Origin of the sequence: Clostridium neonatale (assembly GCF_900465025.1) — a bacterium.
Classification (GTDB): Bacteria; Bacillota; Clostridia; order Clostridiales; family Clostridiaceae; genus Clostridium; species Clostridium neonatale.
The window spans coordinates 277,858-303,520 of record NZ_UICR01000003.1 but is presented as its reverse complement, the minus strand read 5'-3'; the positions used below and the strand labels follow the sequence as shown (position 1 = coordinate 303,520).

21 protein-coding genes and 1 riboswitch are annotated in these 25,663 nt (G+C 28.9%); of the genes, 18 read left to right on the top strand and 3 right to left on the bottom strand.

Features of this window, described 5'->3' with window-relative positions; all coding sequences use genetic code 11:
* Positions 1 to 73 precede the first annotated feature (73 nt).
* The 15 genes from pfkA (at position 74) to CNEONATNEC86_RS19510 (ending at position 20,258) form a co-directional block, all read left to right on the top strand.
* The gene (gene pfkA, locus CNEONATNEC86_RS19575; RefSeq protein ID WP_058296818.1) at positions 74 to 1,033 is read left to right on the top strand and encodes a 6-phosphofructokinase; all 960 of its coding nucleotides are present in this window, start codon (positions 74 to 76) and stop codon (positions 1,031 to 1,033) included.
* 68 nt (positions 1,034 to 1,101) lie between these two features.
* Positions 1,102 to 2,523, top strand: coding sequence for a pyruvate kinase (pyk, locus tag CNEONATNEC86_RS19570; protein WP_125147817.1), 1,422 nt, complete (start codon positions 1,102 to 1,104; stop codon positions 2,521 to 2,523).
* A 422-nt stretch (positions 2,524 to 2,945) separates the two neighbouring features.
* On the top strand, positions 2,946 to 4,334 hold the full coding sequence (rlmD, locus tag CNEONATNEC86_RS19565; RefSeq protein WP_159136713.1) for a 23S rRNA (uracil(1939)-C(5))-methyltransferase RlmD: 1,389 nt from the start codon (positions 2,946 to 2,948) through the stop codon (positions 4,332 to 4,334).
* 153 nt (positions 4,335 to 4,487) lie between these two features.
* Positions 4,488 to 5,294 (top strand): 4,5-DOPA-extradiol-dioxygenase, encoded by an 807-nt coding sequence (gene ygiD / locus CNEONATNEC86_RS19560; RefSeq protein ID WP_243145369.1) that lies wholly within the window; start codon positions 4,488 to 4,490, stop codon positions 5,292 to 5,294.
* 248 nt (positions 5,295 to 5,542) lie between these two features.
* Entirely contained in the window at positions 5,543 to 6,451 is a 909-nt protein-coding gene (locus CNEONATNEC86_RS19555; RefSeq protein WP_230140719.1) for a DMT family transporter, read from the top strand.
* A gap of 197 nt (positions 6,452 to 6,648) precedes the next feature.
* Complete coding sequence (locus CNEONATNEC86_RS19550) at positions 6,649 to 8,187, top strand: response regulator transcription factor (protein ID WP_058296815.1); 1,539 nt, start codon at positions 6,649 to 6,651, stop codon at positions 8,185 to 8,187.
* The gene (locus tag CNEONATNEC86_RS19545; RefSeq protein ID WP_159136712.1) at positions 8,171 to 9,871 is read left to right on the top strand and encodes a sensor histidine kinase; all 1,701 of its coding nucleotides are present in this window, start codon (positions 8,171 to 8,173) and stop codon (positions 9,869 to 9,871) included. Before CNEONATNEC86_RS19550 ends, CNEONATNEC86_RS19545 begins: the two co-directional genes overlap by 17 nt.
* 227 nt (positions 9,872 to 10,098) lie before the next feature.
* Positions 10,099 to 11,376, top strand: coding sequence for an extracellular solute-binding protein (locus tag CNEONATNEC86_RS19540; RefSeq protein WP_159136711.1), 1,278 nt, complete (start codon positions 10,099 to 10,101; stop codon positions 11,374 to 11,376).
* Between the two features lie 35 nt (positions 11,377 to 11,411).
* Positions 11,412 to 12,812, top strand: a complete 1,401-nt coding sequence (locus CNEONATNEC86_RS19535; RefSeq protein WP_338132751.1) for a carbohydrate ABC transporter permease — start codon at positions 11,412 to 11,414, stop codon at positions 12,810 to 12,812.
* On the top strand, positions 12,812 to 13,657 hold the full coding sequence (locus CNEONATNEC86_RS19530) for a sugar ABC transporter permease (RefSeq protein WP_058296812.1): 846 nt from the start codon (positions 12,812 to 12,814) through the stop codon (positions 13,655 to 13,657). Before CNEONATNEC86_RS19535 ends, CNEONATNEC86_RS19530 begins: the two co-directional genes overlap by 1 nt.
* A 160-nt stretch (positions 13,658 to 13,817) precedes the next feature.
* On the top strand, positions 13,818 to 14,765 hold the full coding sequence (locus CNEONATNEC86_RS21695) for an extracellular solute-binding protein (protein ID WP_243145368.1): 948 nt from the start codon (positions 13,818 to 13,820) through the stop codon (positions 14,763 to 14,765).
* A gap of 207 nt (positions 14,766 to 14,972) precedes the next feature.
* Complete coding sequence (locus CNEONATNEC86_RS21690; RefSeq protein WP_243145367.1) at positions 14,973 to 15,518, top strand: type 2 periplasmic-binding domain-containing protein; 546 nt, start codon at positions 14,973 to 14,975, stop codon at positions 15,516 to 15,518.
* An 18-nt stretch (positions 15,519 to 15,536) separates the two neighbouring features.
* The gene (locus tag CNEONATNEC86_RS19520) at positions 15,537 to 17,489 is read left to right on the top strand and encodes an amylo-alpha-1,6-glucosidase (RefSeq protein ID WP_159136710.1); all 1,953 of its coding nucleotides are present in this window, start codon (positions 15,537 to 15,539) and stop codon (positions 17,487 to 17,489) included.
* A gap of 1 nt (position 17,490) precedes the next feature.
* Positions 17,491 to 19,455 carry a type I pullulanase gene (gene pulA, locus CNEONATNEC86_RS19515; protein ID WP_058296809.1) on the top strand — a complete coding sequence of 655 codons (1,965 nt, stop codon included), beginning with the start codon at positions 17,491 to 17,493 and terminating at the stop codon, positions 19,453 to 19,455.
* A gap of 128 nt (positions 19,456 to 19,583) precedes the next feature.
* Positions 19,584 to 20,258: a YoaK family protein gene (locus CNEONATNEC86_RS19510; RefSeq protein WP_058296808.1), complete on the top strand. Its 675-nt coding sequence runs from the start codon at positions 19,584 to 19,586 to the stop codon at positions 20,256 to 20,258.
* Positions 20,259 to 20,794: 536 nt separating this feature from the next.
* Here CNEONATNEC86_RS19510 and CNEONATNEC86_RS19505 read toward each other — a convergent pair.
* The 3 genes from CNEONATNEC86_RS19505 to CNEONATNEC86_RS19495 form a co-directional block, all read right to left on the bottom strand.
* Positions 20,795 to 21,676 (bottom strand): SPL family radical SAM protein, encoded by an 882-nt coding sequence (locus tag CNEONATNEC86_RS19505; protein ID WP_058296807.1) that lies wholly within the window; start codon positions 21,674 to 21,676, stop codon positions 20,795 to 20,797.
* A 72-nt stretch (positions 21,677 to 21,748) separates the two neighbouring features.
* On the bottom strand, positions 21,749 to 22,012 hold the full coding sequence (locus CNEONATNEC86_RS19500) for a zinc ribbon domain-containing protein (RefSeq protein WP_058296806.1): 264 nt from the start codon (positions 22,010 to 22,012) through the stop codon (positions 21,749 to 21,751).
* A gap of 88 nt (positions 22,013 to 22,100) precedes the next feature.
* Complete coding sequence (locus tag CNEONATNEC86_RS19495; RefSeq protein WP_159136709.1) at positions 22,101 to 22,997, bottom strand: helix-turn-helix transcriptional regulator; 897 nt, start codon at positions 22,995 to 22,997, stop codon at positions 22,101 to 22,103.
* Positions 22,998 to 23,406: 409 nt separating this feature from the next.
* Here CNEONATNEC86_RS19495 and CNEONATNEC86_RS19490 point away from each other — a divergent pair, with 409 nt between their 5' ends.
* The 3 genes from CNEONATNEC86_RS19490 to CNEONATNEC86_RS19480 all read left to right on the top strand — a co-directional run bounded on the left by CNEONATNEC86_RS19490 (position 23,407) and on the right by CNEONATNEC86_RS19480 (position 25,319).
* Positions 23,407 to 24,189, top strand: coding sequence for a nitrilase-related carbon-nitrogen hydrolase (locus CNEONATNEC86_RS19490; protein WP_159136708.1), 783 nt, complete (start codon positions 23,407 to 23,409; stop codon positions 24,187 to 24,189).
* 5 nt (positions 24,190 to 24,194) lie between these two features.
* A complete protein-coding gene (locus CNEONATNEC86_RS19485; protein WP_125147807.1) occupies positions 24,195 to 24,788 on the top strand; it encodes a GNAT family N-acetyltransferase in 594 nt (197 codons plus the stop codon).
* Positions 24,789 to 24,974: 186 nt separating this feature from the next.
* Positions 24,975 to 25,319 (top strand): phenylpyruvate tautomerase MIF-related protein, encoded by a 345-nt coding sequence (locus CNEONATNEC86_RS19480; protein WP_159136707.1) that lies wholly within the window; start codon positions 24,975 to 24,977, stop codon positions 25,317 to 25,319.
* Positions 25,320 to 25,524: 205 nt separating this feature from the next.
* Positions 25,525 to 25,607, top strand: a riboswitch (cyclic di-GMP riboswitch).
* Positions 25,608 to 25,663 lie beyond the last annotated feature (56 nt).

Sequence of the window (25,663 nt, the reverse complement as noted above, 5' to 3'; positions counted from 1 at the left end):
TGATAAATTATGGTTATAAAGTGTACATACGGGGCTTTAATAGTCCCATACATTTAAGGAGGAAATATATATTATGAAAAAGATAGCTGTGTTAACAAGTGGTGGAGATGCACCAGGAATGAATGCTGCAATTAGAGCTGTAGTAAGAACTGCTATTCATAATGGAATAGAAGTTATGGGAGTACAAAGAGGATATAGTGGATTAATAAATGGAGAATTATTCACTATGGATAGAACTTCTGTTTCTGATATAATTCAAAGAGGTGGAACTATACTAAGAACAGCTAGATGTCCTGAATTTAAAAATGAGGAAGTCAGAAAAAAAGCTGCTAAAATATTACAAGCATATGGAGTTGAAGCTTTAGTAGTTATTGGTGGTGATGGATCATTTACAGGAGCAAAATTATTATCAAAACTTGGAATAAAGACAATAGGTATTCCAGGAACTATAGATAATGACTTAGCTTACACTGACTTTACATTAGGTTTTGATACAGCATTAAATACTGTTGTAGATGCAATAAATAAAATAAGGGACACTTCAACTTCTCATGAAAGAGTTTCAATAGTAGAAGTAATGGGAAGAAATTGTGGAGATTTATCTCTTTATGCTGGTATTTGTGGTGGAGCAGAAGCAATAATAGTTCCAGAAGTAGAAGCTTTTGATAGAGATGAGCTTTGCAAAACTATTTTAGAAGGCAAAAATAAAGGAAAAATGCACAACTTAGTAATCCTTGCAGAAGGAATTGGAGGCGCATTTGAACTAGCAGAATATGTTGAAAATATAACAGGAATTGAAACTAGAGCAACTGTTTTAGGGCATATTCAAAGAGGTGGAAGTCCAAGTGCTTCAGATAGAGTTTTAGCATCAAGAATGGGTGCAAAGGCTGTTGAAGTATTATTAGAAGGAAAGACATCAAGAGTTATAGGAATAAGAGATAATAAGATAATAGATCAAGATATCGACGAAGCTTTAGATATGGAAAGCAAGTTTGATACTGAATTATATGAAATTGCAAAAGTATTATCATAATTAATTAGCTTATAGTTTATTTATATAAATTTTATAAATTTAATCCAAAAAAGAGGAGTGTTAGTTTAATGAGAAAAACTAAAATGATTTGTACTATTGGACCAGCTAGTGAAGATATGGAAACATTAGAAAAAGTAATGCTTGCAGGTATGAATGCTTCAAGACATAACTTTTCACATGGTGACCATGAAGAACACAAAGGTAGAATCTTAAAAGTTAGAGAAGTAGCTAAGAAATTAGGAAGAGAAGTAGCTGTTATTCTTGATACTAAAGGACCAGAAATAAGAACTGGTAAATTCGAACCAAAGAAAATTGAATTACAAAAAGGTACTGAATTTACAGTATATGCAGGAGATATGGAATTAGTTGGTGATGCAACTAAATGTGGTGTTACATATGCAGGATTAGCAAATGATGTTGTTCCAGGAAACACTATATTAATAGATGATGGTTTAGTAGGATTAACTGTTAAATCAATAGATGGAAATGCAATCAAATGTGAAGTTCAAAATACAGGATTTGTAGGAACTTATAAAGGTGTTAATGTTCCAAATGTATCAATTAAATTACCAGCATTAACTGAAAAAGATAAATCAGATTTAATATTTGGTTGTGAAATGGGCGTTAACATGATTGCTGCTTCTTTCATTAGAAAAGCAGATGATGTTAAAGCTATCAGAAAAGTTTTAGATGAAAATGGCGGAGAAAGAATATTAATCTGCTCAAAGATCGAAAACCAAGAAGGTGTTGATAACATCGATTCAATTATAGCAGAATCAGATTTAATCATGGTTGCTAGAGGAGATCTAGGTGTTGAAATTCCAGTACAAAACGTACCAGCTGTACAAAAAATGATCATCAAGAAATGTAATGAAGCTGGTAAACCAGTTGTAACTGCAACTCAAATGTTAGACTCAATGATTAGAAACCCAAGACCAACAAGAGCAGAAGTTTCAGACGTTGCTAATGCTATATTAGATGGTACTGATTGTATAATGTTATCAGGTGAAAGTGCTAATGGAGACTATCCAGTAGAAGCAGTTTCAACTATGGCTAAGATTGCTGAAGAAACTGAAAAGACTTTAGAATATAGAGTTGCTGTTTCTCAAGCTAAATCTCATATACCAGCTGTAGCAGGAGTTATTTCAAGAGCTGCTGCTAATGCAGCTAATGAATTAGAAGCATCAGCTATAATTTCTTCAACTCAAACTGGTGCTACTGCTAAGAGAATTTCTCAATGCAGACCAGAATGTCCAATAATAGCTGTTACTCCAGATGTAATAGTTGCAAGACAATTAGCATTTTCTTGGGGAGTATATCCAGTAGTTGCTGATAAGATGACATCTACTGATGAAATGTTAGAAAAATCAGTTGAAATCGCTAAGAATAACGAATTCGTTGCAGCAGGAGATACAGTTGTATTAGCAGCAGGAGTTCCTGTAAATGAAGTTGGAGCTACTAACTTATTAAAAGTTGGCGTTGTTAAATAATTTTAAAAGTTAACATAAGATAAAGACCTTTGTATTTACAGAGGTCTTTATTTTTATCTAAGTAATAGAATATTTTAAGAGTAAATAATCAAATTTTTCATATTTTGTCATAAAAAATTGAATGAAATATTAAAAAAAATAAAAGTTAACAAAAAGTTTACAATTATTTATGGTATACTTAATATATAATGTATATTATCGCATCAAGTGAGATATACTTATAAATATGTATGGAATTAAATGGCAACTGATTCTGTATTAGCACCGAAAGGTGCTCTTTTTTTATCTTCAATATAATTATATTATGAAAAAGCAATGTTAGTAATTTATTTTGAAAATAGTTTGGTATCTTTGAGACTGTATGATTACTTAACTATAATGTATAATAAAATTATTATTTAATATAGATAGGACGTGTGAATTTGCTAGAAATAAATAAAGAATATATAGTTACTATTGAAACCTTAGGTTATGAAGGTGAAGGTGTTGCAAGAATAAATGGTTATCCGGTTTTTATTCAAGGGGCATTAACCGGTGAAAGAATAAAAATAAAAATAATAAAATCTAAAAAAAAATTTGCATTTGGAGAAATATTAGAAATAATAGATAAATCAGATGGCAGAAAAATACCTGATTGTATTTATTTTGAAAAATGTGGTGGATGTACATTAGAACATCTTAAATATGATTGTCAGTTAGAATTTAAGACGAACAGGGTTAAAGAATGTATAAGAAAAATAGGTGGATTAAATGATGATATTGTTCTACCTACTTTAGGAATGAAAGATGGATATAGATATAGAAATAAAGGACAGTTTCAGGTAGACTTAGTCGATAATGAAGTCAAGATCGGATTCTATAGTGAAAAAAGTCATAAAATAATTGATATAGACAGCTGTTTAATACAAGATGAAGAATCAGAAATTATAATAAGAATAATAAAAAAATGGATGAAAAAACATTCTATTATGCCGGCTAAAAAGAACGGTGCTTTTTTTGGTGATGGGATTCTTAGAAATATAGTGATTAGAAAAGCATTTAAGACGAATGAAATAATGGTGATTTTAGTAACGTTACATAAAGAAATATCATATATAGAGGAGCTTATAAAAGAATTAAATAGTAACGTTACAGGTATTAAGAGCATAATTCAAAATATAAATGATAAGGATACAAATTGGGTAATGGGAGAAGAATGTATTACTTTAGCTGGTCAAAATTATATAACAGATTATATTGGTGATTTCAAATTTAATATATCTGCATTATCATTTTTCCAAGTGAATCCTTATCAGACAGAAGTATTATATAATAAGGCTTTAGAATATGCTGATTTAAGCGGAAGTGAAGTTGTATTTGATGCTTATTGTGGTACAGGAACTATAACTTTATTTTTATCGCAAAAAGCCAAGAAAGTATATGGAGTTGAAATTATAGAACAAGCAATAGAAAATGCAAAAGTTAATGCAACCCTTAATAATGTAGCTAATGCAGAGTTCTTTGTTGGTAAATCAGAAGAAGTTATACCTAATTTAATAGGTAAGGGAATAAGGCCAAATGTTATTGTGGTTGATCCACCAAGAAAAGGGTGTGATATTAAGCTGCTAGATTCCATAGGAGAAGCTAAGCCGGATAGAGTTGTATATGTATCTTGTGATCCAAGTACCTTAGCGAGAGATCTTAAATGCTTAAAAGAAAAGGGATATAGGACTGTAAAAGTTCAACCAGTAGATATGTTTCCTATGACAAAGCATGTTGAGAGTGTAGTTTTGCTGACACGTTGCTGTTTGGATAAGAAAAACAATGGATAGAGCCAAAGATATTTTGGCTCTAAAGTAAAAAATGATTAGAAATTATGTTATAAAAGACTTAAATTCAACCATTATTTTTATCATGGTTATGTGGCAGACTATACCATTGTGTTTAATGTATTATATAAAATAAAAAAGAAAGGAAAATGTATAATGAATTTTTTTATGATTCATTATACCGGTAATAGTATGAATAGAATGCCAGCAGTATTTATTGGACATGGTTCTCCAATGAATGCGATAGAAGAAAATCAATTTGTTAAGGAATGGAAGGAGCTTGGAAATAAAATTCCTAAACCAGAAGCAATACTATCTGTATCTGCACATTGGTTTACAGATGGTACTAGGGTTATGACATCTGAGACAGCAGAAACAATTTACGATATGTATGGTTTTCCAGAGGAACTTTATAAAATAGTATATGGAGCGAAGGGATCACCGCATTTTGCAGAAGAAGTAAAATCTTTGATTAGAAGAGAAGTTATCACAGATAATTCTTGGGGATTTGACCATGGAACATGGTCTGTTCTTCATAGAATTTATCCAGAAGCTGATATTCCAGTATTTCAGCTTAGTGTGGATAGAAATGCATCTGCTGACCAACATTATAAAATTGGACAAGAAGTTTATAAGCTTAGAGAACAAGGTGTATTAATATTAGGGAGTGGAAATGTTGTCCATAATTTAGCAAGAATCAATTGGAATATGGAAGATGAGGGTTACTCCTGGGCAGAAGAATTTGATAATTATATTTGCAAAAATGTCTTGGAGCGAAAGGACGAAAATGTTATAAATTATCAAAAAGCAGGAAATCCTGCATCTATGGCATTTACAACTATAGATCATTATGCACCACTATTATATGTATTAGGAGCAGCAAATAATCAAGATAAAATCACTGTGTTTAACAAAGCTTGCACAATGGGTTCTCTTTCGATGACTAGTTATTTATTTGAATAAATGTAGGTAAATTGATATTTTGTTATTAATCATATGCCAATAAAGGATTTGTATTAATATTAAAAAAAGCAGAATAATTAAAATGGATTACTAATAAAAATGTTAGTAAAATTATATATATGTTGCAATTACTTTTATACATTTTGTATGCTGGTATTTACTTAGCCTGTGAACATCTTAAATGAAATTTCATTATTGCAACATATTATTATAAAGAAATTAAATACAAATACTTAGGAGAAAAGAAAATGAAAATAAGCAATTTTACTAAGAGCATGCAATTTGGAATTATAATTACAATCATTGGGGCATCATGTTGGGGAATATCCGGTTGCTTTGGGCAATATTTATTTCAAGAAAAGGCTGTTACGGCAGAATGGCTTGTAGCAATAAGGTTGGTAGCAGCAGGCAGTTTACTACTTTTGATTGGATTTTTTAAAGATGGTAAAAATAATTTAAGTATATTTAAGGAAAAAAGAGATATACTGAAGTTAATTATATTTTCATTCTTAGGAATGTTAGTATGCCAATATACATATTTTGCTGCAATTCAGTATTCTAATGCTGGTACAGCAACAGTACTTCAATCTACATCACCAATTATTATTTTAATAATATTATGTATTAAACAAAAGAGGCTACCTAATAAAATTGAATTTATTGCTATATTAGGAGCATCAATAGGGGTGTTCCTGTTAGCTACACATGGAAATATTAACAACATAATTATTACTAAATATGCATTAATATATGGAATAGGTGCGGCGATTGGAGCTGTACTTTATAATATACTTGCTACAGATATATTAATTAAATATGGAGTATATCAAGTTGTTGGATATGGAATGTTAATTAGCGGTATTGCATTAAATATAATTGTAAAGCCATGGAAATATGATGTAGTATATGATTTAGGAATGATAAATGCACTTATAGGAGTAATTGTTATTGGAACAGCAATTGCATTTTCTTGCTATTTAAAGGGGGTCAGCATTATAGGTCCATTAAAAGGATCACTAATTGGAAGCATGGAGCCTGTTGTTGCGATTATATCAACAGTTGTGTTTTTAGGATCACCATTTGAATTTATGGATATATTAGGTTTTATATTTATATTAGTGACAGTGACACTTTTATCCTTTAAGAAAGAAAATTAAAATTAGAAGTAAAGAAACTATTTAGTTTGCTAACTTATGTAGTTTTAAGATATTTATAAATGAATGTACAATCAGTAATATAGATTAGATAGTAGTCTATATTTTACTGATTTTTTTTTATTACCATGATAAAATATATATGTAATAAAATGTTTACAAAAATATATTTAGTGAATAAAGGTAAAGCGGAGAGCATTATGTATAAAATTTTAATTGTAGATGACGAAAAAATTGAAAGAAGAGGAATAAAATCTTTACTTAAAAAACTTAATATAGAATTAGAGATTCATGAGACATCGAATGGTAAGGAAGCGTTGGAATATTTATTAGAAAATGAAATAGATATTTTATTTACAGATATAAAGATGCCATTTATGGATGGAATTGAACTTATAGAAAATGTTAAGAATAATAATCTTGACATAAAAATAGTCATATTTAGTGGATATGAAGAATTTGAATATGCAAAGTTTGCAACAAAGATGGGGGTACAAGACTACATATTGAAACCAGTTAATCCAAAAGAATTTGAAGCAACAGTGCTTAAAATTATAAATAATTTGAATTTAGAAGTAGATGAAAGAAATAAAAAGAATAAGAACTTAAAGTTTATGAAGGAGCAGCTTTTAAAATCATTACTAGATGGGATGCCGTTAGATATTGTTGAAAATAAAGCATCTGAACTTATAGATTTATCTGTTGTTAAGAAAAGTAATAGATTAATACTGTTAGATTTTAATGATCAAATTACAGATAATCAATATGAAAGAATAAAAGATGTAATTGAAGAAAATATAAAAAGTTCTTTTGACTATTTAAAATTAAATCCTAAACAAATTTTATTAATATTTAGTTTTAATGAAAATACTTTAATTTATGATCTTGTAAATAGAATTCATAATAGCATTATAGACAAATTAAATATTAAGTTATATATTTCTATTAGTAATAGATTTGAAACTATTGAGAAAATTTCAGAATGCTATAAAAAGATTCAACTCTTAATAGAAAAAAAGTTTTATAATACTGATAAAAATATTTTTTTTGAAGATGAAATAATAAGTAATAGCGATATGGTAATTAAATTAGATGATGATGCTATTTTAAAACAAATTAGACAAGATATTAAATTAAAAAATATTTATTCAATAAAAAAGCAGTTTAATTATCTATGTGAAAAGTATAGTAGTGATGAAAATTTTTCCCCTGTATACGTTAAATTTATATTCTCCAGCTTATTAAAGGAATTTTTTAAAAGTATACCAGAAATTAATGAAAATAAGTTAAAAGAAGATATAGATAAGATATATAAATGTGATGATTTCTTTGGTGTGATGGAAATAATAAATATGTACTTAAAACGAATAGAAAAACTATTTTTAGATAATCCGGTAATGATGCATAGGGAGATAGAATCTATTAAGCAATATATCTATGAAAATTATAACAAGGATATAAGTGTTGAACAACTAGCAGAGAGGGTATGTTTAGCACCAAATTATTTAAGTTCTGTCTTTAAAAAAGAGACAGGGGAAAATTTAAGTAAATTCATTAAATCCTATAGAATGAATAAAGCAAAAGAAATGTTAGATAATACTTATGAAAAAATTGTTAATATTAGTAATGCTGTTGGTTATCCAAATGTATCTTATTTTTGCCAAATCTTCAGAGAGTATTTTGGAGTAACTCCTCAAAAATATAGGGATAAAGGTGAAATTCATGAAGAGAATGATTAAATTCTTTCGTAATATGAAATTTAGATACAAATTAATAACAACTTATATATTACTTGGCATTATTCCCATGACTATAATGGGATTGGTTTGGTACAATCAGACACGAACTATATTGATGAAGCAAGAAAAGAGTAGTATAGAGAACTATTTAACTCAAGCGGTTTCGAATATGGATAACCAATTGAGAATTTATAATAATTTATCAGATTATATAGCATTTAACCAGCAGATATCTCATGTTGTTAGTCATGAATATGATAGCTACTATGATATGTATAATCAATTTTCTAATGTGCTTGACCCGATGCTTGCTTCACTAAAATACTTCCATAGTGATATAAATCAAATCACAATATACACAAAAAATAATGTTGTAAAACATAATACAACTCTTGCACCAATTACAGAAATAGAGAATGAAGATTGGTACAAGATTATTAAAGGAAATAATGATATTCATTGGTTTGTATCTCAAGATGAAAAGAAAGTATTTTGTGCAAGAAATATACCCACATTAGAAAATAATTATGAAGTGGGAGTACTTTATGTACAAGTAGATTATGAGAAACTATTTGAATCATTTAAGCAAATGAATGATTCTAATTATGGAATATTTATAATGGACGAGTTAGGAAATAATATATTTAATTTTGATCAATTTGAAGATCCTAATAAGAGCAGGAAAATGACATTTGATGAGTTCAATAAAGGTATAGGAAAAGAAAATATATATACAATAGTAACAGCTCATTCTGTGAATAATAATTGGACAGTAAGCTTATATAAACCACAAAAATTAATTTATGAATCAACTAATTTTATGATCACAGGTAATGTAATAGCAATTATGTTACTTATAGTATTTTCAATAATAATAACATCAGTTTTATCTAAAGTAATGGTGAGCGGACTTGAAAAGCTAAGAGCAAATATGGAAGAAGTAGAAAAAGGAAATATGGAGATAACAGTTAAAAGCAATAATGAAGATGAGGTTGGTGCTTTAATACGGGGGTTTGAAAAAATGATTTTACAGATAAAAGCACTAATTGAAGATGTTTATGAGAGTAGGTTAATTCAAAAAGATTATGAGATGAAAGCATTGCAGGCACAAATTAACCCACATTTTTTATATAACAGTTTATCTCTTATAAACTGGATGGCTTTAGAAACTGATCAAGAAGATATAAGCAAAATCACTTTGAGTTTATCAACATTTTATCGTACAGCATTAAATAAAGGAAAAAATATATTGAGAGTCAGAGATGAAATAAAAAATATGAGATCATATTTAGATATACAGTTAATGATGCATGATTATGAATTCGATGTTGATGTACAGGTAGAAGAAGATATTTTAGATTACAATATACTTAATCTTATTCTTCAGCCTTTAATTGAAAATGCTATTAATCATGGAATAGATTTAAAGACAAATGGACGTGGATGTATAAAAATAATAGGAGAAAAACAAAATGATGAAATAGTACTAATAGTTTCAGATAATGGAGTTGGAATGTCTAATGAACAGGCTGAAAGCATTTTGACCAATAAATCCAATGGATATGGAGTTAAAAATGTTAATGAAAGAATTAAACTATATTATGGTGAACAGTATCAGCTTAAAATAGAAAGTGACATAGGCATTGGAACAAAAGTTAAAGTGACAATTCCAATACGTAAATAAATGAAATTAATATATAAAATATAGAGTTCAGTATGCTGATAGAGATGAATCTAAGTAATTTTAGATTCATCTCTATTTTTTATGTAGATTTATAAAAGAACAAAGAAAAGTGATATGTTTCTTAAATTATTTATATTTACCCTTTAAAGTGAAAAATTTAAAATTAAAGAGTAAAGAGAATACGGTTTCAAGAATACGATTTTATAAAGATATATGGAGGGAAAATTATGAAGATTAAAAAAATGCTATCACTTGTTTTAACAGCATCAATGTTATCTGCAACTATGATAGGTTGTGGTAGTTCTAATGCTGAAGGAGATGGACAAGCAGCATCTAATTCAGCATCTGGTGATCCGATTACATTAAAAGTATGGGCACCACAAGAAGATCAGAAAGCAGCAGAAGGATATCCCAATGGTGTTATTCCTTATTTATGTGAAAAATTTAAAGAACAACATCCAGAGTGGAATCTTAAGTTTGAATATGGAGTTATGTCAGAAGCTGATGCAGCAACAAGTTTAATGAAGGATTTAGATGCTGGAGCAGATGTATTTATGTATGCAAATGATCAAATACCTAAGTTAGTTGAAGCTGGATCTATTGCAAAATTAGGCGGCAAAACTGTTGATGATATAAAAGCTAATAATAGTGAGTCTATGTTAGGCTCAGTTACTTATAATGATGGAGTATATGGTGTTCCATATACATCTAATACTTATTTCATGTTCTATGATAAGAGTAAATACACAGAGGATGAAGTAAAGAATTTAGATACTATGATGGCTAAAGATTTAGGAAATGGTGTTTACAATTTCGCATATCAATTAGGTAACAGCTGGTATTTAGCACCATTCTTCTATGCAGCTGGTGGTGAATTATTTGGACTAGATGGTACTGATGCAGACGCAGGTACAACTTTTGGAGATCATCCAGAAGCTACAGAATATTTAGTTGACTTAAAGAGCAATCCTAAATTCTTCTCTGATCCAGATGGTGCAGCATCTGTTACAAAGATAAAAGAAGGTACTTTAGGTGCATTTGTATCAGGCTCATGGGATGCAGCAGCAGTAAAAGAAGCTTTAGGCGATAATTTTGGAGTGACAAAATTACCTACTATAACCTTGAACGGAAAAGAAAGTCAATTGCTTTCTTTTGCTGGTAGTAAAGCAGTTGGTGTTAATCCAAAATGCAAAAACATGGAGCAAGCAGTAGCTTTAGCAGCTTACTTAGGTGGAGAAGAATCCCAAAAAGCTCACTTTGAAGTTAGAGGTTATGCTCCAACATGGAAATCAGTTGCTGATCTTGAAAATGTTAAATCAGATCCAGTAGTTTCAGCACAAATTACAGAAATTAATGAAGCATCAAAAACACAACCAATGGTTAAGAAGATGGATGATTACTGGACACCTGCTGAATCATTAGGAAAATCTATACATCAAGGAGACGTAACAAAAGCTAATGCAGCAGAAGCTACAAAGCAATTTGGTGATAGTGTTAATAAGTAAAAGTAAGTAGGCTAATAGGCAAAGGAGGGGAAAAAGTGGATATAGCAAAAGTTAAGAAATCTAAAGTTAATGATTTCTATACAGAATATACTGTTCAAAATGCAATAAAAAAAGGAGATATATTTACAAGGCTTTCAATGATTATTCTTGGAGCAGGTAACTTTGCTAGAAAAGAATTTATAAAAGGTATCCTATTTTTATTATCAGAATTTACATTTATAGGAATTATGGTATCAGAAGGATTTCATGCATTATACATGATGATTTCTTTAGGAGAAAAAGTAACAGGTGAAGTATTTAATGAAAAAACTCAAGTTTATGAATATGCTATGGGGGATAACTCCATGCTTATTTTGCTTTATGGAGTAATTACTTTTTTTGCTATTTTTGGATTTATAATTATATGGAGAGCAGGTGTTAAATCTGCATACAAGGCACAGGTTAAAAAAGAACAAAGCAAACATATTCCTACTTTTTTAGAAGAAATGAAAACTTACTCAGATAGCTGTATACATAAGACATTGCTGTTTTTCCCTATAATGGGAGTTATTATATTCACAGTTATGCCTTTAGTATTTATGATGAGTATGGCATTTACAAATTATGATCGTGATCATCAACCACCAGGAAACCTATTCCATTGGGTTGGATTAGTAAACTTCGGAAGAACTTTAAGTTTTACAGGAGATTTAGGAAAGACATTCTGGCCAGTGCTTGGATGGACAATAGTTTGGGCAATTTTTGCTACAGGGCTTAATTATATATTAGGAATGATTTTAGCAATTATTATTAATCGTAAGGATACAAAGTTTAAATCATTTTGGAGGTTTGGATTTATATTATCTATTGCAGTTCCTCAATTTGTAAGTTTATTAGTTGTGAGAACAATGCTACAGCCAGAAGGGGCTGTTAATATTCTATTGAGGAATATAGGAGTTTTAGCAGCAGGACAATCACTTCCATTTCTTACAAATGTAACATGGGCACGTGTTACTGTAATTATAATTAACTTATGGGTTGGTATTCCATATACTATTTTGACTATGACTGGTATACTTCAAAATATTCCAACAGAGTTATATGAAGCAGCTAGAATAGATGGTGCAAGCTCAGTTACTATATTCTTTAAAATAACATTACCATATATGTTATTCATCACTGGACCATCATTAATAACAACATTTGTTGGTAATATTAATAACTTCAATGTAATTTATCTTCTAACAGCAGGATTACCAGCAACTATGGATTATTATAAGATGACTGCAGGTAAGACAGATTTATTAGTTACTTGGTTATATAAATTAACAATAGATAATAAGGACTATAACTTAGGAGCTGTTATTGGTATTTTAGTATTTATAATTACAGCAACAGCATCAATTATAACATATAGAAGAACTAATGCTTATAAGAATGAGGAGGGATTCCAATAATGAATAAAAAGAAATTAATCAATATATTTGTTCATTTATTTCTAGCATTATTAGTTATTGTGTGGGTTCTGCCAATTATATGGATAATTTTAATTTCATTTAGAGGCGAACAAGGAGCTTATACAAGTACAGTTTTACCTAAAACATATACAATTAATAATTACGTTCGTTTATTTACAGAAACTGATATGTTTAATTTTCCACTATGGTTTAGGAATACATTTATCGTTGCTTGTTTTAGTTGTGTAATATCTACATTCTATACATTATCTGTATCATATGTTATGTCTAGAATTAGATTTAAGATGAGAAAGAAATTAATGAATATAGCTTTAGTATTAGGAATGTTCCCAGGATTCATGGCTATGATAGCTGTATACTATATATTAAAGGGAGTTGGACTTACTACAGGAGCATTAAAGTTAGTGGCATTAGTGCTTGTATATTCAGGAGGAGCTGGGCTTACATTTTATGTTGCCAAAGGATTCTTTGATACAATTTCAAAATCAATTGATGAGGCAGCATATATTGATGGATGTACAAAATGGCAGGTTTTCACTAAGATAACTATTCCATTATCAAAGCCTATTATTGTACAAACAATCTTGTCTGCATTTATAGCTCCGTGGATGGATTTCATTTTTGCTAAAGTAATAGCAGGTTCTGAATCTAAATACTACACTGTTGCAATAGGGCTTTGGAATATGCTTGAGAAGGAAAATATAACGAATTATTATACTAGATTTGCGGCTGGAGCAGTACTTGTATCAATTCCAATTGCTATTTTATTCTGTTCTATGCAGAAATATTATATGGAAGGTAGTACTGGTGCAGTAAAAGGATAAATTCTAATATGTGTAATTCAGCAAATTAAAAAAAGCCTTCGGGCTTTTTTTTAAGCTTTCCATATTTGGATTATTAAATAAAAAATTATAAATATTGCTAGAAGATGTAGTTTAGTCTATTATGAAAATAGTAAAGACTATGAATTCTGGAGGGAGAAAGATGAGAAAAAAATTTAGCTTAGTGATTATTATTTTCTATATTATGTCTGGTATTAATGGATGCTTTAGTACAAGTAATGCGGAAAAGAAAGTCGCTGATAAAACAAAACAGTATGAAGAAGCATGTAGTACTCCCTTTGGAAGATATCCAGAAACTATTACTTATACTTTAGGTAAAATGACTGGTGTAAATAATTCAAATATGCCTGCTGGTGATACTTATGAAAATAATGCATACACAAGATATTTAAAAGAAAAATTAAATGTTCAAAATATAGATGCTTTTGAGGCTACGGATAATGATTATAATAACATGATAACCATGGCTATATCTTCTAAAAATATTCCAGATGTTATGTTAATTGATGATTATGAATACTTAAAATTGTTAGTTAAGAATGATATGATAGAAGACTTAACTGAAGTATATAAAGAATGTGCTAGTGATAGAATTAAAGCAATTTATTCAGGTTATGGAGATACTGTTTTTAATAATATAACTTTTAATGGTAAATTGATGGCATTACCTGAAACTAATATAGAATATGGACCTAACTTACTATGGCTTAGAAAGGATTGGATGGACAAGCTTGGACTAGAGCCACCAAAGACATTAACTGACGCTGAAAATATAATTAGACAGTTTATAGAAAAAGATCCAGGAGAAAATGGATCGGGTAAAACAATTGGATTAGTATGTTCTCCTGAAATAACAAGTAAGAATGGGTATAGCTATATGACACAAGCAGATATTATATTTGCTAATTTTAATTCTTATCCAAAACAATGGATTGAAGATGAGAATGGAAATGCTGTATATGGATCGGTACAACCAGCAGCAAAAGATGCTTTAGCACATATGAATAAATTATATAATGAAGGAATTTTAGATAAACAATTTCTATTGCGTGCACAAAATAATATTGAAGAATTAATTATAAATGGGTAATGTGGTTCTTTTTTTGGATTATGGTGGGCACCAAACAATCCGTTAATTGAATCAAAGAGAGTAAATGAAAAAGCAGATTGGCAGCCATATCTTATTTCAACTAATGCAGATGGAAGTACAAGTTTTTGTACACAAAACCCTAGCAGCAAATATTTAGTTGTTAGAAAGGGCTATAAACATCCTGAAATTGTAATGAAGATAAATAGTGTGCTTTTTGATTATTTAAGATGTACAGATGAATCTTTAAAAGAAATTGGAGATTATTATAAGGAAAATGTGGACCCGACAGCTAGACCATTAGGAATAAATGTAGATTATCAAGATGCATTAATACGAGGTTATGAAAATATAACAAATGCATTAAATGATAAAATAGAGCCATACAGCTTACAGCTAATAGAATATTCGTATTATGAACAATGCAAAAGGTATTTAGAGAATCCAGATGATGCTTCTTTAGAGGATTGGGCTGCATATACCTCGAGAATAACATCAACCTCTGTATTATATAATGCCAATTTAAAGAGGGTTAAGGGAGTCTTTTTTGGAGAAACGGATACTATGACGAGAATCTGGTGGAAACTAGAAGAATTAGAGAGTGAGGCTTATCTTAAGATAATAACAGGAGAAGAACCTATAGATTATTTTGATAAATTTTCTGCTGAGTGGTACAAGCAAGGTGGAGATAAGATAGTTGAAGAAGTTAATAAAGAAGTTAAATCATATAAAGAACAAAAAAATGTAAGTAATTAATTTAGAGAGGAATATAATATGAAATTCATTTATGGAAAAAATGATTGGAGTACTATTGAAAGAGGAGAAGAAAACTGCTACCTGTTAACAAACGGGTTAGGCGGTTTTTCTTCATTAACAATGATAGGATCTAATGCAAGAAATGATCATGCGCTATTAATGGCATGTCTAAAAGCACCTAATAATAGATACAATATAATTTCTAATTTAGGACAAAGAATAAAAATAAACCATGTTTATATTGATTTTAGCAGCCAAAAATATTTAGATTCTAAAAATAATAGATCAGGATTTAATTATCAAAGCAAATTTTCTTTTGAAGACATACCAGAATGGACATATCATATCCATGGTGTAGAAATAATAAAGAAGGTTGCCATGAGGCAAAATAAAAATACTGTAGCAATTACTTATGAGATAAATAATTTTACGAACTATGAAGTAGAATCTGAAATAACACCATATATGGAATTTATAAAAAAAGGAGCTATTCTTTCTTTAGATCAGCAGTTTTATATTAATGAGAATGAAATAAAAAGTAATAACATAAATCTTTATTATAAAACTAATGGGAAAGTATCAACTTATCCTACAGAGCATGAAGAAAATTTGTTGTTTGAACACGATGAACGTGATGGAAGGGAAAGACATGGAAATGTTGCACATAATCATAAAATACATTTTAATGTTAGACCTAAAGAATCAAAAGAATTTTATATTGTGTATAGCACAGAAAAAATAAATGATACTGCTGAGAAAATAATAGATGAGTCAGTGGAGTATAGAAAACAATTAATAAAAACAGCAGATATGAATCATGATATTGCTAATATGTTAGTTAAAAGTGCAAATCAATTTGTTGTCAAAAGGGAATCAACAAAAGGTAAATCGATTATAGCAGGATACCCGTTTTTTGAAGACTGGGGAAGAGATGCTATGATTGCATTGAGTGGATGCTGCATAGCAACAAAGCAGTTTGAAGATGCAAAAAATATATTTAGAACATTTATGCACTACTGTAAAAATGGAATTATGCCTAATATCTTTCCAGAAGGTAATAATGAAGCAATGTATAACACAGCAGATGCTTCACTTTTATTTATTAATGCTGTTTATGAATATTATAAAAGTTCTAATGATGTAGAATTTATTAAAGAAGCATATCCTGTAATGCAAGAAATTATTAATTGCTATAAAAATGGAACTGACTTTGATATTAAAATGGATGTTGATGGTTTAATTCAAGCAGGAAGTGGTTATGATCAGGTTACATGGATGGATGTAAGAATAGATGATATTCTTCCAACACCTAGACATGGCAAGCCAGTAGAAATAAATGCTTATTGGTATAGTTCTCTTATGATTATGAATGAATTATCAAATTTAATAGGAGAAAAAGATCAAGAATATATAAAGCTTGCAGACTTAGTAAAAGAAAGTTTTACAAAGAAATTTTGGAATGCAGGAAAAAACTGCTTAAAAGATGTTATTTCTGGAACAGATGCAGATAATCAAGTTAGATGTAATCAAATATGGACAGTATCAATGCCATTTACAATGCTTGAAAGAGAAAAAGAGAAGAAGGTTGTACAGACTGTATTTGAAAAATTATATACTCCATATGGGCTAAGAACATTATCTATGGATGATAAAGAATTTAAAGGATTTTATGGAGGAGAGCAGTTAAAAAGAGATTTGGCATATCATCAAGGAACCGTATGGGCATTTCCACTTGGAGCATATTACATTGCATACTTAAAAGTAAATGATTATTCAAAAGAAGCAGTAAATATAGTTGAAAATCAGCTCGAAGTTATGGAAGCATGTTTAAGAGAGGGATGTATAGGTCAAATCCCTGAAATCTATGATGGAAATAATCCTACTATTTCAAAAGGATGTTTCGCACAGGCATGGAGTGTAGCTGCAATATTAAGAGTATATAAAGTAATAGAAGAAAGGGGGATATATTAATATGACTCCTTTAGAACTTAAAAGATACTATTCATCAGAAGAATTTAAAAACAAGTATATATATAATGAAAAAGACCTAGGTATTACTTATTTGAAAGACAAGACTGTATTCAAATTATGGGCACCAACAGCAGCAGAAGTTGTTATTAGATTATATAATGCTGGAAGCGATGAAGAAGCAGACTCTAAACAACTTAATTCATTTAACATGAAGAAATCAGATAATGGAATATGGGAAAAAGAAATAGAGGATGACTTAGATGGGGTGTACTATGATTATAGGATAAAAATAGATAATGAAGTCTTTGTTAGTGCAGATCCATATGCAATTGCATGTGGAGTAAATGGAAATAGAAGTATGGTTATAGATTTAAATAAAACAGATCCTACTGGATGGAATGAGGATAGTCATACAAGAGCACAAGTCGACTGTCCAATAATATATGAGCTTCATATAAAGGATTTTTCTTATGATAAAGCCAGTGGAATAAGTGATAAATATCGAGGAAAATATCTTGCTTTTACTGAGAATGGAACAACATTGAATAATGATAATGTTCATAAAACAGGAATTGATTATTTAAAGGAACTTGGAATTACTCATGTTCATATTTTACCTGCATTTGATTATGCATCTGTTGATGAAAGTAAAGATGATAACCAATTTAATTGGGGGTATGATCCTCTTAATTATAATGTTCCAGAAGGTTCATATTCTACTAATCCATTTAAAGGAGATGTAAGGATTAGAGAATTCAAAGAAATGGTATTAGCGCTTCACAATGCAGGAATAAGTGTTGTTATGGATGTTGTATATAATCACACTTATTCTTTAGATTCATGGTTTCAAAAGACAGTTCCGTATTATTACTATAGACAAAATGAGGATGGAACACTTTGCAATGGCTCTGCTTGTGGTAATGATACTGCTAGTGAGAGAAAAATGTTTGGTAATTATATGAAGAATTCTATTCTTTATTGGGCTGATGAGTATCACATTGATGGTTTTAGATTTGATTTAATGGGACTTCACAATGTAGAATTAATGAATGAGATTAGGCAAGAGTTAGATAAACTTCCAAATGGAAAGAATATTCTAATGTATGGAGAGCCATGGGCTGCAGATGAATCACCAATGGAGGAAAATGCTATTCCAGCTCTTAAGAAAAATATTGATAAACTTGATGAAAGAATAGCAATATTTTGTGATAGCACAAGAGATGCCATTAAAGGGCATGTATTTTATGGTGAAGTACCTGGCTTTGTAAATGGCGGAGAAGGTTTTGAAGAAGATATTAAATCATCTGTAAGGGCTTGGTGTAATAGTGTTGAGGAATGGAATCCAAAATCACCAAAGCAAATTATTTCTTATGTATCAGCACATGATAATTTTACTCTATATGATAAATTAATGGAGTGCTTAAAAACAGAGAAAGATTATCGTAAAACAGATAAAGAGTTAATAAGAATTAACAAGTTAGTTGCAGCTATAGTATTTACTTGTCAAGGAACTGTGTTTTTTCAAGCAGGAGAGGAATTTGCACGTACAAAATTAGGTGAAGATAATAGCTATAATTTATCACCAGAACTTAATAAGCTTGATTGGACTAGAGCATATGAATATAGTGATCTTGTAGAATATTACAAAGGACTTATTAAAATTAGAAATAACTTCTCTGCGTTTTATAATGGAAAATTAGATAATGTAGATAGAATAAAGTTTCTACCAGTGACACATAAGGGGGGTGTAATTTATACACTACAAAGTGATGATGGAACTGATGACTTATGGAATGAGGTTTACGTAGCATATAATAGTACAGTAGAAAATATAGAAGTAACTCTTCCAAATGATAAATGGCAGGTATTAGCTGATTCAGAAAGCTCATCTAAATTTGAAAAAGATGAATATGTATCAGGTACAATAAAGATACAGCCTCAATCAGCATTAATTTTAGGAAGATAACTAAGCTAGTATTTGTATTTAAAATAATAGCTTAATTTAAGAAAAATATATAAGCACAGAAATTAAGCTTGTCCTTGATTTCTGTGTTTTATGTTGTATAATTTTTTACGAAGGGGGCAAGTTGTATCATGAATAAAAAGAGGCAGATGTCAGAAACGTTTAGACTAGGAATATTATTGGCTATTGTTGGTGGATTTTTAGATGCATATACTTATATATCAAGAGGTGAAGTATTTGCAAATGCACAAACAGGTAATATTGTACTTTTAGGATTGAATATTGCAGAAGGAAATTTTAAAAATTCAATATATTATTTGATTCCAATATTGTCTTTTGCCTTAGGCGTTGTAATATCGGAAGTTATCAAAAGTAAATATAAAGATAGCAATCATATTCATTGGAGACAGATAATAATAGTGATTGAAATAATAATTTTATTTATTGTTGGATTTGTTCCATCAGGTAATATGAATGTAATTGTGAATGTTGCTATTTCTTTTGTATGCTCAATGCAGGTAGAGAGTTTTCGTAAAGTACATGGAAATGCATTTGCAACAACTATGTGTACAGGCAATCTAAGAAGTGGAACAGAGCAACTTTATAAGTATAAAAAAACTAAGGATAAGAGTATGTTACATAGGACTCTTCAGTATTATGGGATAATACTATTTTTCATACTAGGAGCTGCTATTGGAGCCTTAGTAACAAAACTGTTTAATGAGAAGTCTGTGTTATTTTGTTGTATTATTTTGTTAGTAGCTTTTGCCATAATGTTTAAAGAGGAGATAGAAAACAAAATATAATAAAGATTATTTTAAATAAGATAACTATAAAAAATTATAGAAAATTAGACAAGTCCCAATAAGTCTAATTTTCTATTAAGTAGCAGTTGTTCATTATTGAACTAATTCTTAAAAATTTGTAATGACATAATTGCCTTAGTGATTTTTTTATTCTTTAGGAAATTATATTGATGGACAATCTGTGGATGAGGTACCCATTGAGGGTATAAACTGTTTTGAAAAATATTGCAATAAACTAATGTCATTTAACCTAAAGAATAAAAAAATAAAATATATGCGCTTGGCCTTTTCTTCGGCAAGCTCAGAAAATCCAGAATGCGCTGAAAAAAAATCGACGGCTAAAGGATTTTCTTGAATTTAAGTTACTGTATTCTATTGAATTTATATTTTATAGGGGATTATATCATAGTCGCCTTGGCGATTTTTTTATACATAATTTTTTTGTGCACCAGAGGTGATTATTTAAATATAATTACTCTCACTATCTTAAAACTCTGATACATAATTGTTTCAAATCATTGTAAGAGAAATGCAATTTAAAATAAGGAAATTTGTTTAGGTACATATTTAGATTTATAATCTGATATAATATCATTCATTTCATATAAAATACCAAGCTTTTCACATTCATTCTTAAAAGAATAATAAAGGTTATTTGCATTAGGTGAACCACAAGCATATGAATTTTTATAGTGATTAATATATTTAAATTTAATATTAGGAAAAGACTCATCTAATTTCTTAAAAAAGTAATCACGTTGATTGTTTCTAAGGGTAACTCCAAATGCAGGAAATATAAATTTTGCTCCACATTCTTTAGCCTTATGTACTATATTAATAATGTTTTCTTTATTATCATTGATAAAAGGAAGAATAGGCATTAATAATATTCCTGAATAAATTCCAGCTTGCGATAATTTATCAATTGCTTTAAATCGTTCAGATGATGGATTAACATTTTGCTCAATTTGACTAGATAAACTATTATCAAAAGTAGTGATGGTTATCTTGCAAATAAGAGGAGAGTGTTCCTTTATTCTTTGTAAAATATCAATATCTCTGCAGATTAAGCTGCTTTTTGTGGCAATAGCAACTCCAAATCCATAATTATTCATAAGGCTGAGCGCATTTCTAGTAAGTTCATATTTTTTTTCAAAAGGATTATATGGATCACTCATGGAGCCGGTAAAAATGACTCCGGTTTTGATTTTATGCCGAAGTTCTCTTTGAAGAATAATTGAGGAATTTTCTTTTGCACGAACAGTGTCAAAATTATCTACACCATAACAATCACTTCTACTATCACAATAAATACATCCATGACAGCAGCCTTTATAGATATTCATAGTATAATCTGTTCCAAACCAGGATGAGTCTTTTGTTCGAGTTAATAGTGTCTTAGCAGGAATATAATTCATAATTCACCTCATAATAAGAGGTTGCGCATTAAATAATCTGCGACAACCATTTTATATTTGTAAGTGCTACAGCTACTTCCAACGTTTTAAATTAGGGAAGAATTGCTGCATGATGTTTCTAGCTTTTTCTTCACTAATATCTTTATTAGCATTTACCATATGTGGTATGCAAAATTCAATCATTTCGTTCATTGATATATCAGCTGTAAATTTACCATCCTTAAAGCAATAAGTACAATACTCATTATTTTTGCTGCCATCAGAATTTGTGCCTAAAACATCAGTGTTAAGTGGCATTCCACAGCTTTGACAATAAGATACATTTTGATTTTCCATAAATAATAACCTCCAAAATTAAATTTATTTGTTAAAGATATTATAATGGGTTTAATATGACAACAATATGTCATATTAAAAAGTTAATTTAGTATTTATTAATCATTTTATTTAGTCTGACTTTGATAATATTTCTAACATATTCAGGTTCTAAGACAGTAGCATCAGGACCAAAAGAAAGAATATATGAATAGATCCATTCACCTTGAGGATATGATGCAGATACTGTAAATGTATTATCATCATTTACGGTTATTTGATCGTAATCAAACTCATCGTAAACACGATAAGACTGAGAAGAATTTATATTTAATTTTAAATTTACAATATCATGATTTTTTTCTAAACTTCTAGATTCAAGTTGAATTTCAGGAAGTTTTCTTATGAAAGTTTCATCTGATATAAATAGATTTTTGATTCTGCTTAATCTAAATATTCTGTAGCTTTCTTTTAATTTACAAAATGCTTTTAGATACCAGTTTTTATCTTTAAACCATAATTGAAGTGGCTCAACTGAACGAGTAGTTTTTTCACCATAACTACTGTAATAATCAAAGGAAACTACTTTAGTATTTAAAATAGCATGTTTTAAGAGAGAAAAATTTTCTTCAGAATTTGAATTCCATCCAGAAAAATCTATTTCAATCCAATTGGTATTAGTTGTACCAAATAAATTACTGAGTTTAGAAAGAACAGAATTATTATCCTTATAATTTGTGGCTTGAAGGCTTTTAAGTGCACATAATATTTCATTTTGCTCATCTTCTGAAAGGATAGATTTATTTAGTATGAAACTATCTAATAAGCCTATTCCACCACCTTTTCCTTTACTTGTGTATATAGGAATTCTACATTCACATAAAGTATCTATATCTCTATATATAGTTCTTTGAGAGACTTCAAAGTGTTCAGAAAGTTCTTTTGCTGTTATGCTTTTTTTATTTAATAAAATATATACTATTTCAAATAGTCGATTTATTTGCATATAATTTACCTACTTTATAGAATTACTTTTTATTGAGGTGTATAAATGAAGCAAAACTGACGAATCATATTGCTACTAATTAATTTCATATTCCATTTAAATTAATTTACCTGTTATACTAACTATATTCTCACAATTACTATGACGGGTAAAGTGATTATGAGATATTTTTGAAAAAATAATTTAAATCGGTAGTATGTAACGATTAAGAAAACTAATTAATATAATAATTAGCATATAAAAAACTATTCTATATAATTGAATAATATTAGTATATCTGATATATTATGGTTAATTGGATTTTGATAGATAAGAAAAGGTATGGTATTAAACAGGCAATGAAACTAAACAAATATTAGTTTTTATTGTTTTAAAAAACACAATGAAATTAATAAAAAGGAGATTCGCTATGTTAGTTGCACTTGCACAAATGGATTTAGCTTGGGAAGATTTTAATACAAATATTAATAGGGTGAAGACATTTACTAAAGAAGCAAGCTCAAAAAACGTTGAACTTATTTTATTTCCAGAAATGTGTTTAAGCGGATTTACAAATAATATTAGTTCATTAGAAAAAAGTGAAGATGAAATAATAGAAACAATAAAAAATATAGCCGTTAATAATAAAATAAATATGGGACTTGGATTTGCACTTAAAGTTGATAAAAAAGGCGAAAATAAATATACTATTATATCAAAGTCTGGAGAGGTATTAGCTAATTATACTAAAATTCACCCATTTACTTTTGGCGGAGAAGATAAAATATATTCTAAGGGTGACCATATAGATATTTGTAAAATAAATGAATTTAAAATTGCCCCATTTATATGCTATGATTTAAGATTTCCAGAAATATTTCAAATTGCATCTAAAGAAGCACATATTATAACTGTAGGAGCAAGCTGGCCAAAAGCTAGAGAAGATCATTGGATATCATTATTGAAAGCACGTGCAATAGAAAATCAATGTTATATTTTTGGAATAAACAGAATTGGGGTAGGAGATGATTTAGAATATAATGGGGCATCTGTTTTTGTATCACCTACTGGTGAATTCTTGAATGATGTGAATTCTAAAGAAGGAATCATCATAAAAAATATAGAATTAGATAAGATTAATAAAGTAAAAAAACAATTTAATATTAAAAAGGATAGAAGAGAAGAGCTTTATTACAAGTTAGGGGGAAATTAGATATAATGGATAAATTAATTAGACTTGCTACTATAGAAGATGGTGCAGAAATATTAGGTATTTATAAGCCATTTATAACAGATACCACAATAACTTTTGAATATGAAGTACCTTCATTAGAAGAATTCGAAGATAGAATGGAAAATATTCAAAGCATATATCCATGGTTTGTATGCGAATTTGATAATAAGATTGTTGGATATGCGTATGCATCTAAATTTAATGAAAGAGCAGCATATGATTGGTCTGTTGACTTTTCTATATACATAAGCCCAGAATATCAAAGAAGAAATATAGGAAAAGCATTATATGATGCATTATTAAAAACTTTGAAAATACAGGGATTTTGCAATGCATATGCATTGATCACATCACCGAACATTAAAAGTGAAAGCATACATAGATCTTTAGGATTTAAAGAAATTGGAGTATGTAAAAATGTTGGATATAAAATGGGGGAATGGCATGATGTAAAGTGGTTTGAATTAGAGTTTGCAAAGCATGATGCTAAACCATATAAACCTAAGACTATTGATGAAATTAAAGAAACAAAAGAATTTATAGAGATATTAGAAGAAGCTAAGCAGATAATAAAATAAATTTCAGTTCTAATAATCACCAATCAGACTAACAGTTATTAGAAAAATATAACAACTGGTGTTAATATAATATTAATACATGTCGTAATAATATTTATTAGATGTGAGTGATTTTTATAATATTAGATTTAATATAAAATTATTGCAAGATGATTATTGTTTAAGAGAATAAAGGAGGAATAGAGTATGCCATTTATAGGATCTAAAATTACAGTAAAAGTTTCTAAAGAGAAAAAAGAAATAATAAAGAAAAGATTAGGTGAAGAAATAGAGTTAGTACCAGGTAAGAGTGAAAGATTTTTAATGGTTGGCTTTGAGGATGAATATTCATTATTTTTCTCAGGTGAAGAATTAGAAAAAGGGGCTTTTGTTGAAGTTAAGATTTTTGGAAAATCAAGTAAGGAAGCTTATGATAAATTAACAAAAGCAATATGTTCAATATATGAAGAAGAACTTGGAATTCCTCAAAACAAGATTTATGTTAAATATGAAGAAGTTGAAAATTGGGGCTGGAATGGTAATAACTTTTAATATAATGAAATATATAATATTAAGAAATCCAATGATAAAATCTATATCATTGGATTTTTAATATTTAGAAAAATATTAAAATAATGTTATAAATTTATTGAGAAAAATACGAAAAAATAGTAGAATATAATTCGTGCTGTAAAAAAGTATAGAAAAAATATAGAAGTCTATGTATATTCCAATCTAAAATATATAGAAAAATTAATAATACTAAAGGCAAAATTAAAGAAATTTAATGACGCAAAACTAAAGGAGCTAAGGTGAAAACTATGCTAGCCAGTTACTAATAATTATTATTTTAAATAATAATATTGTTATTTAAATCAGATTTATTGTATAAGGTA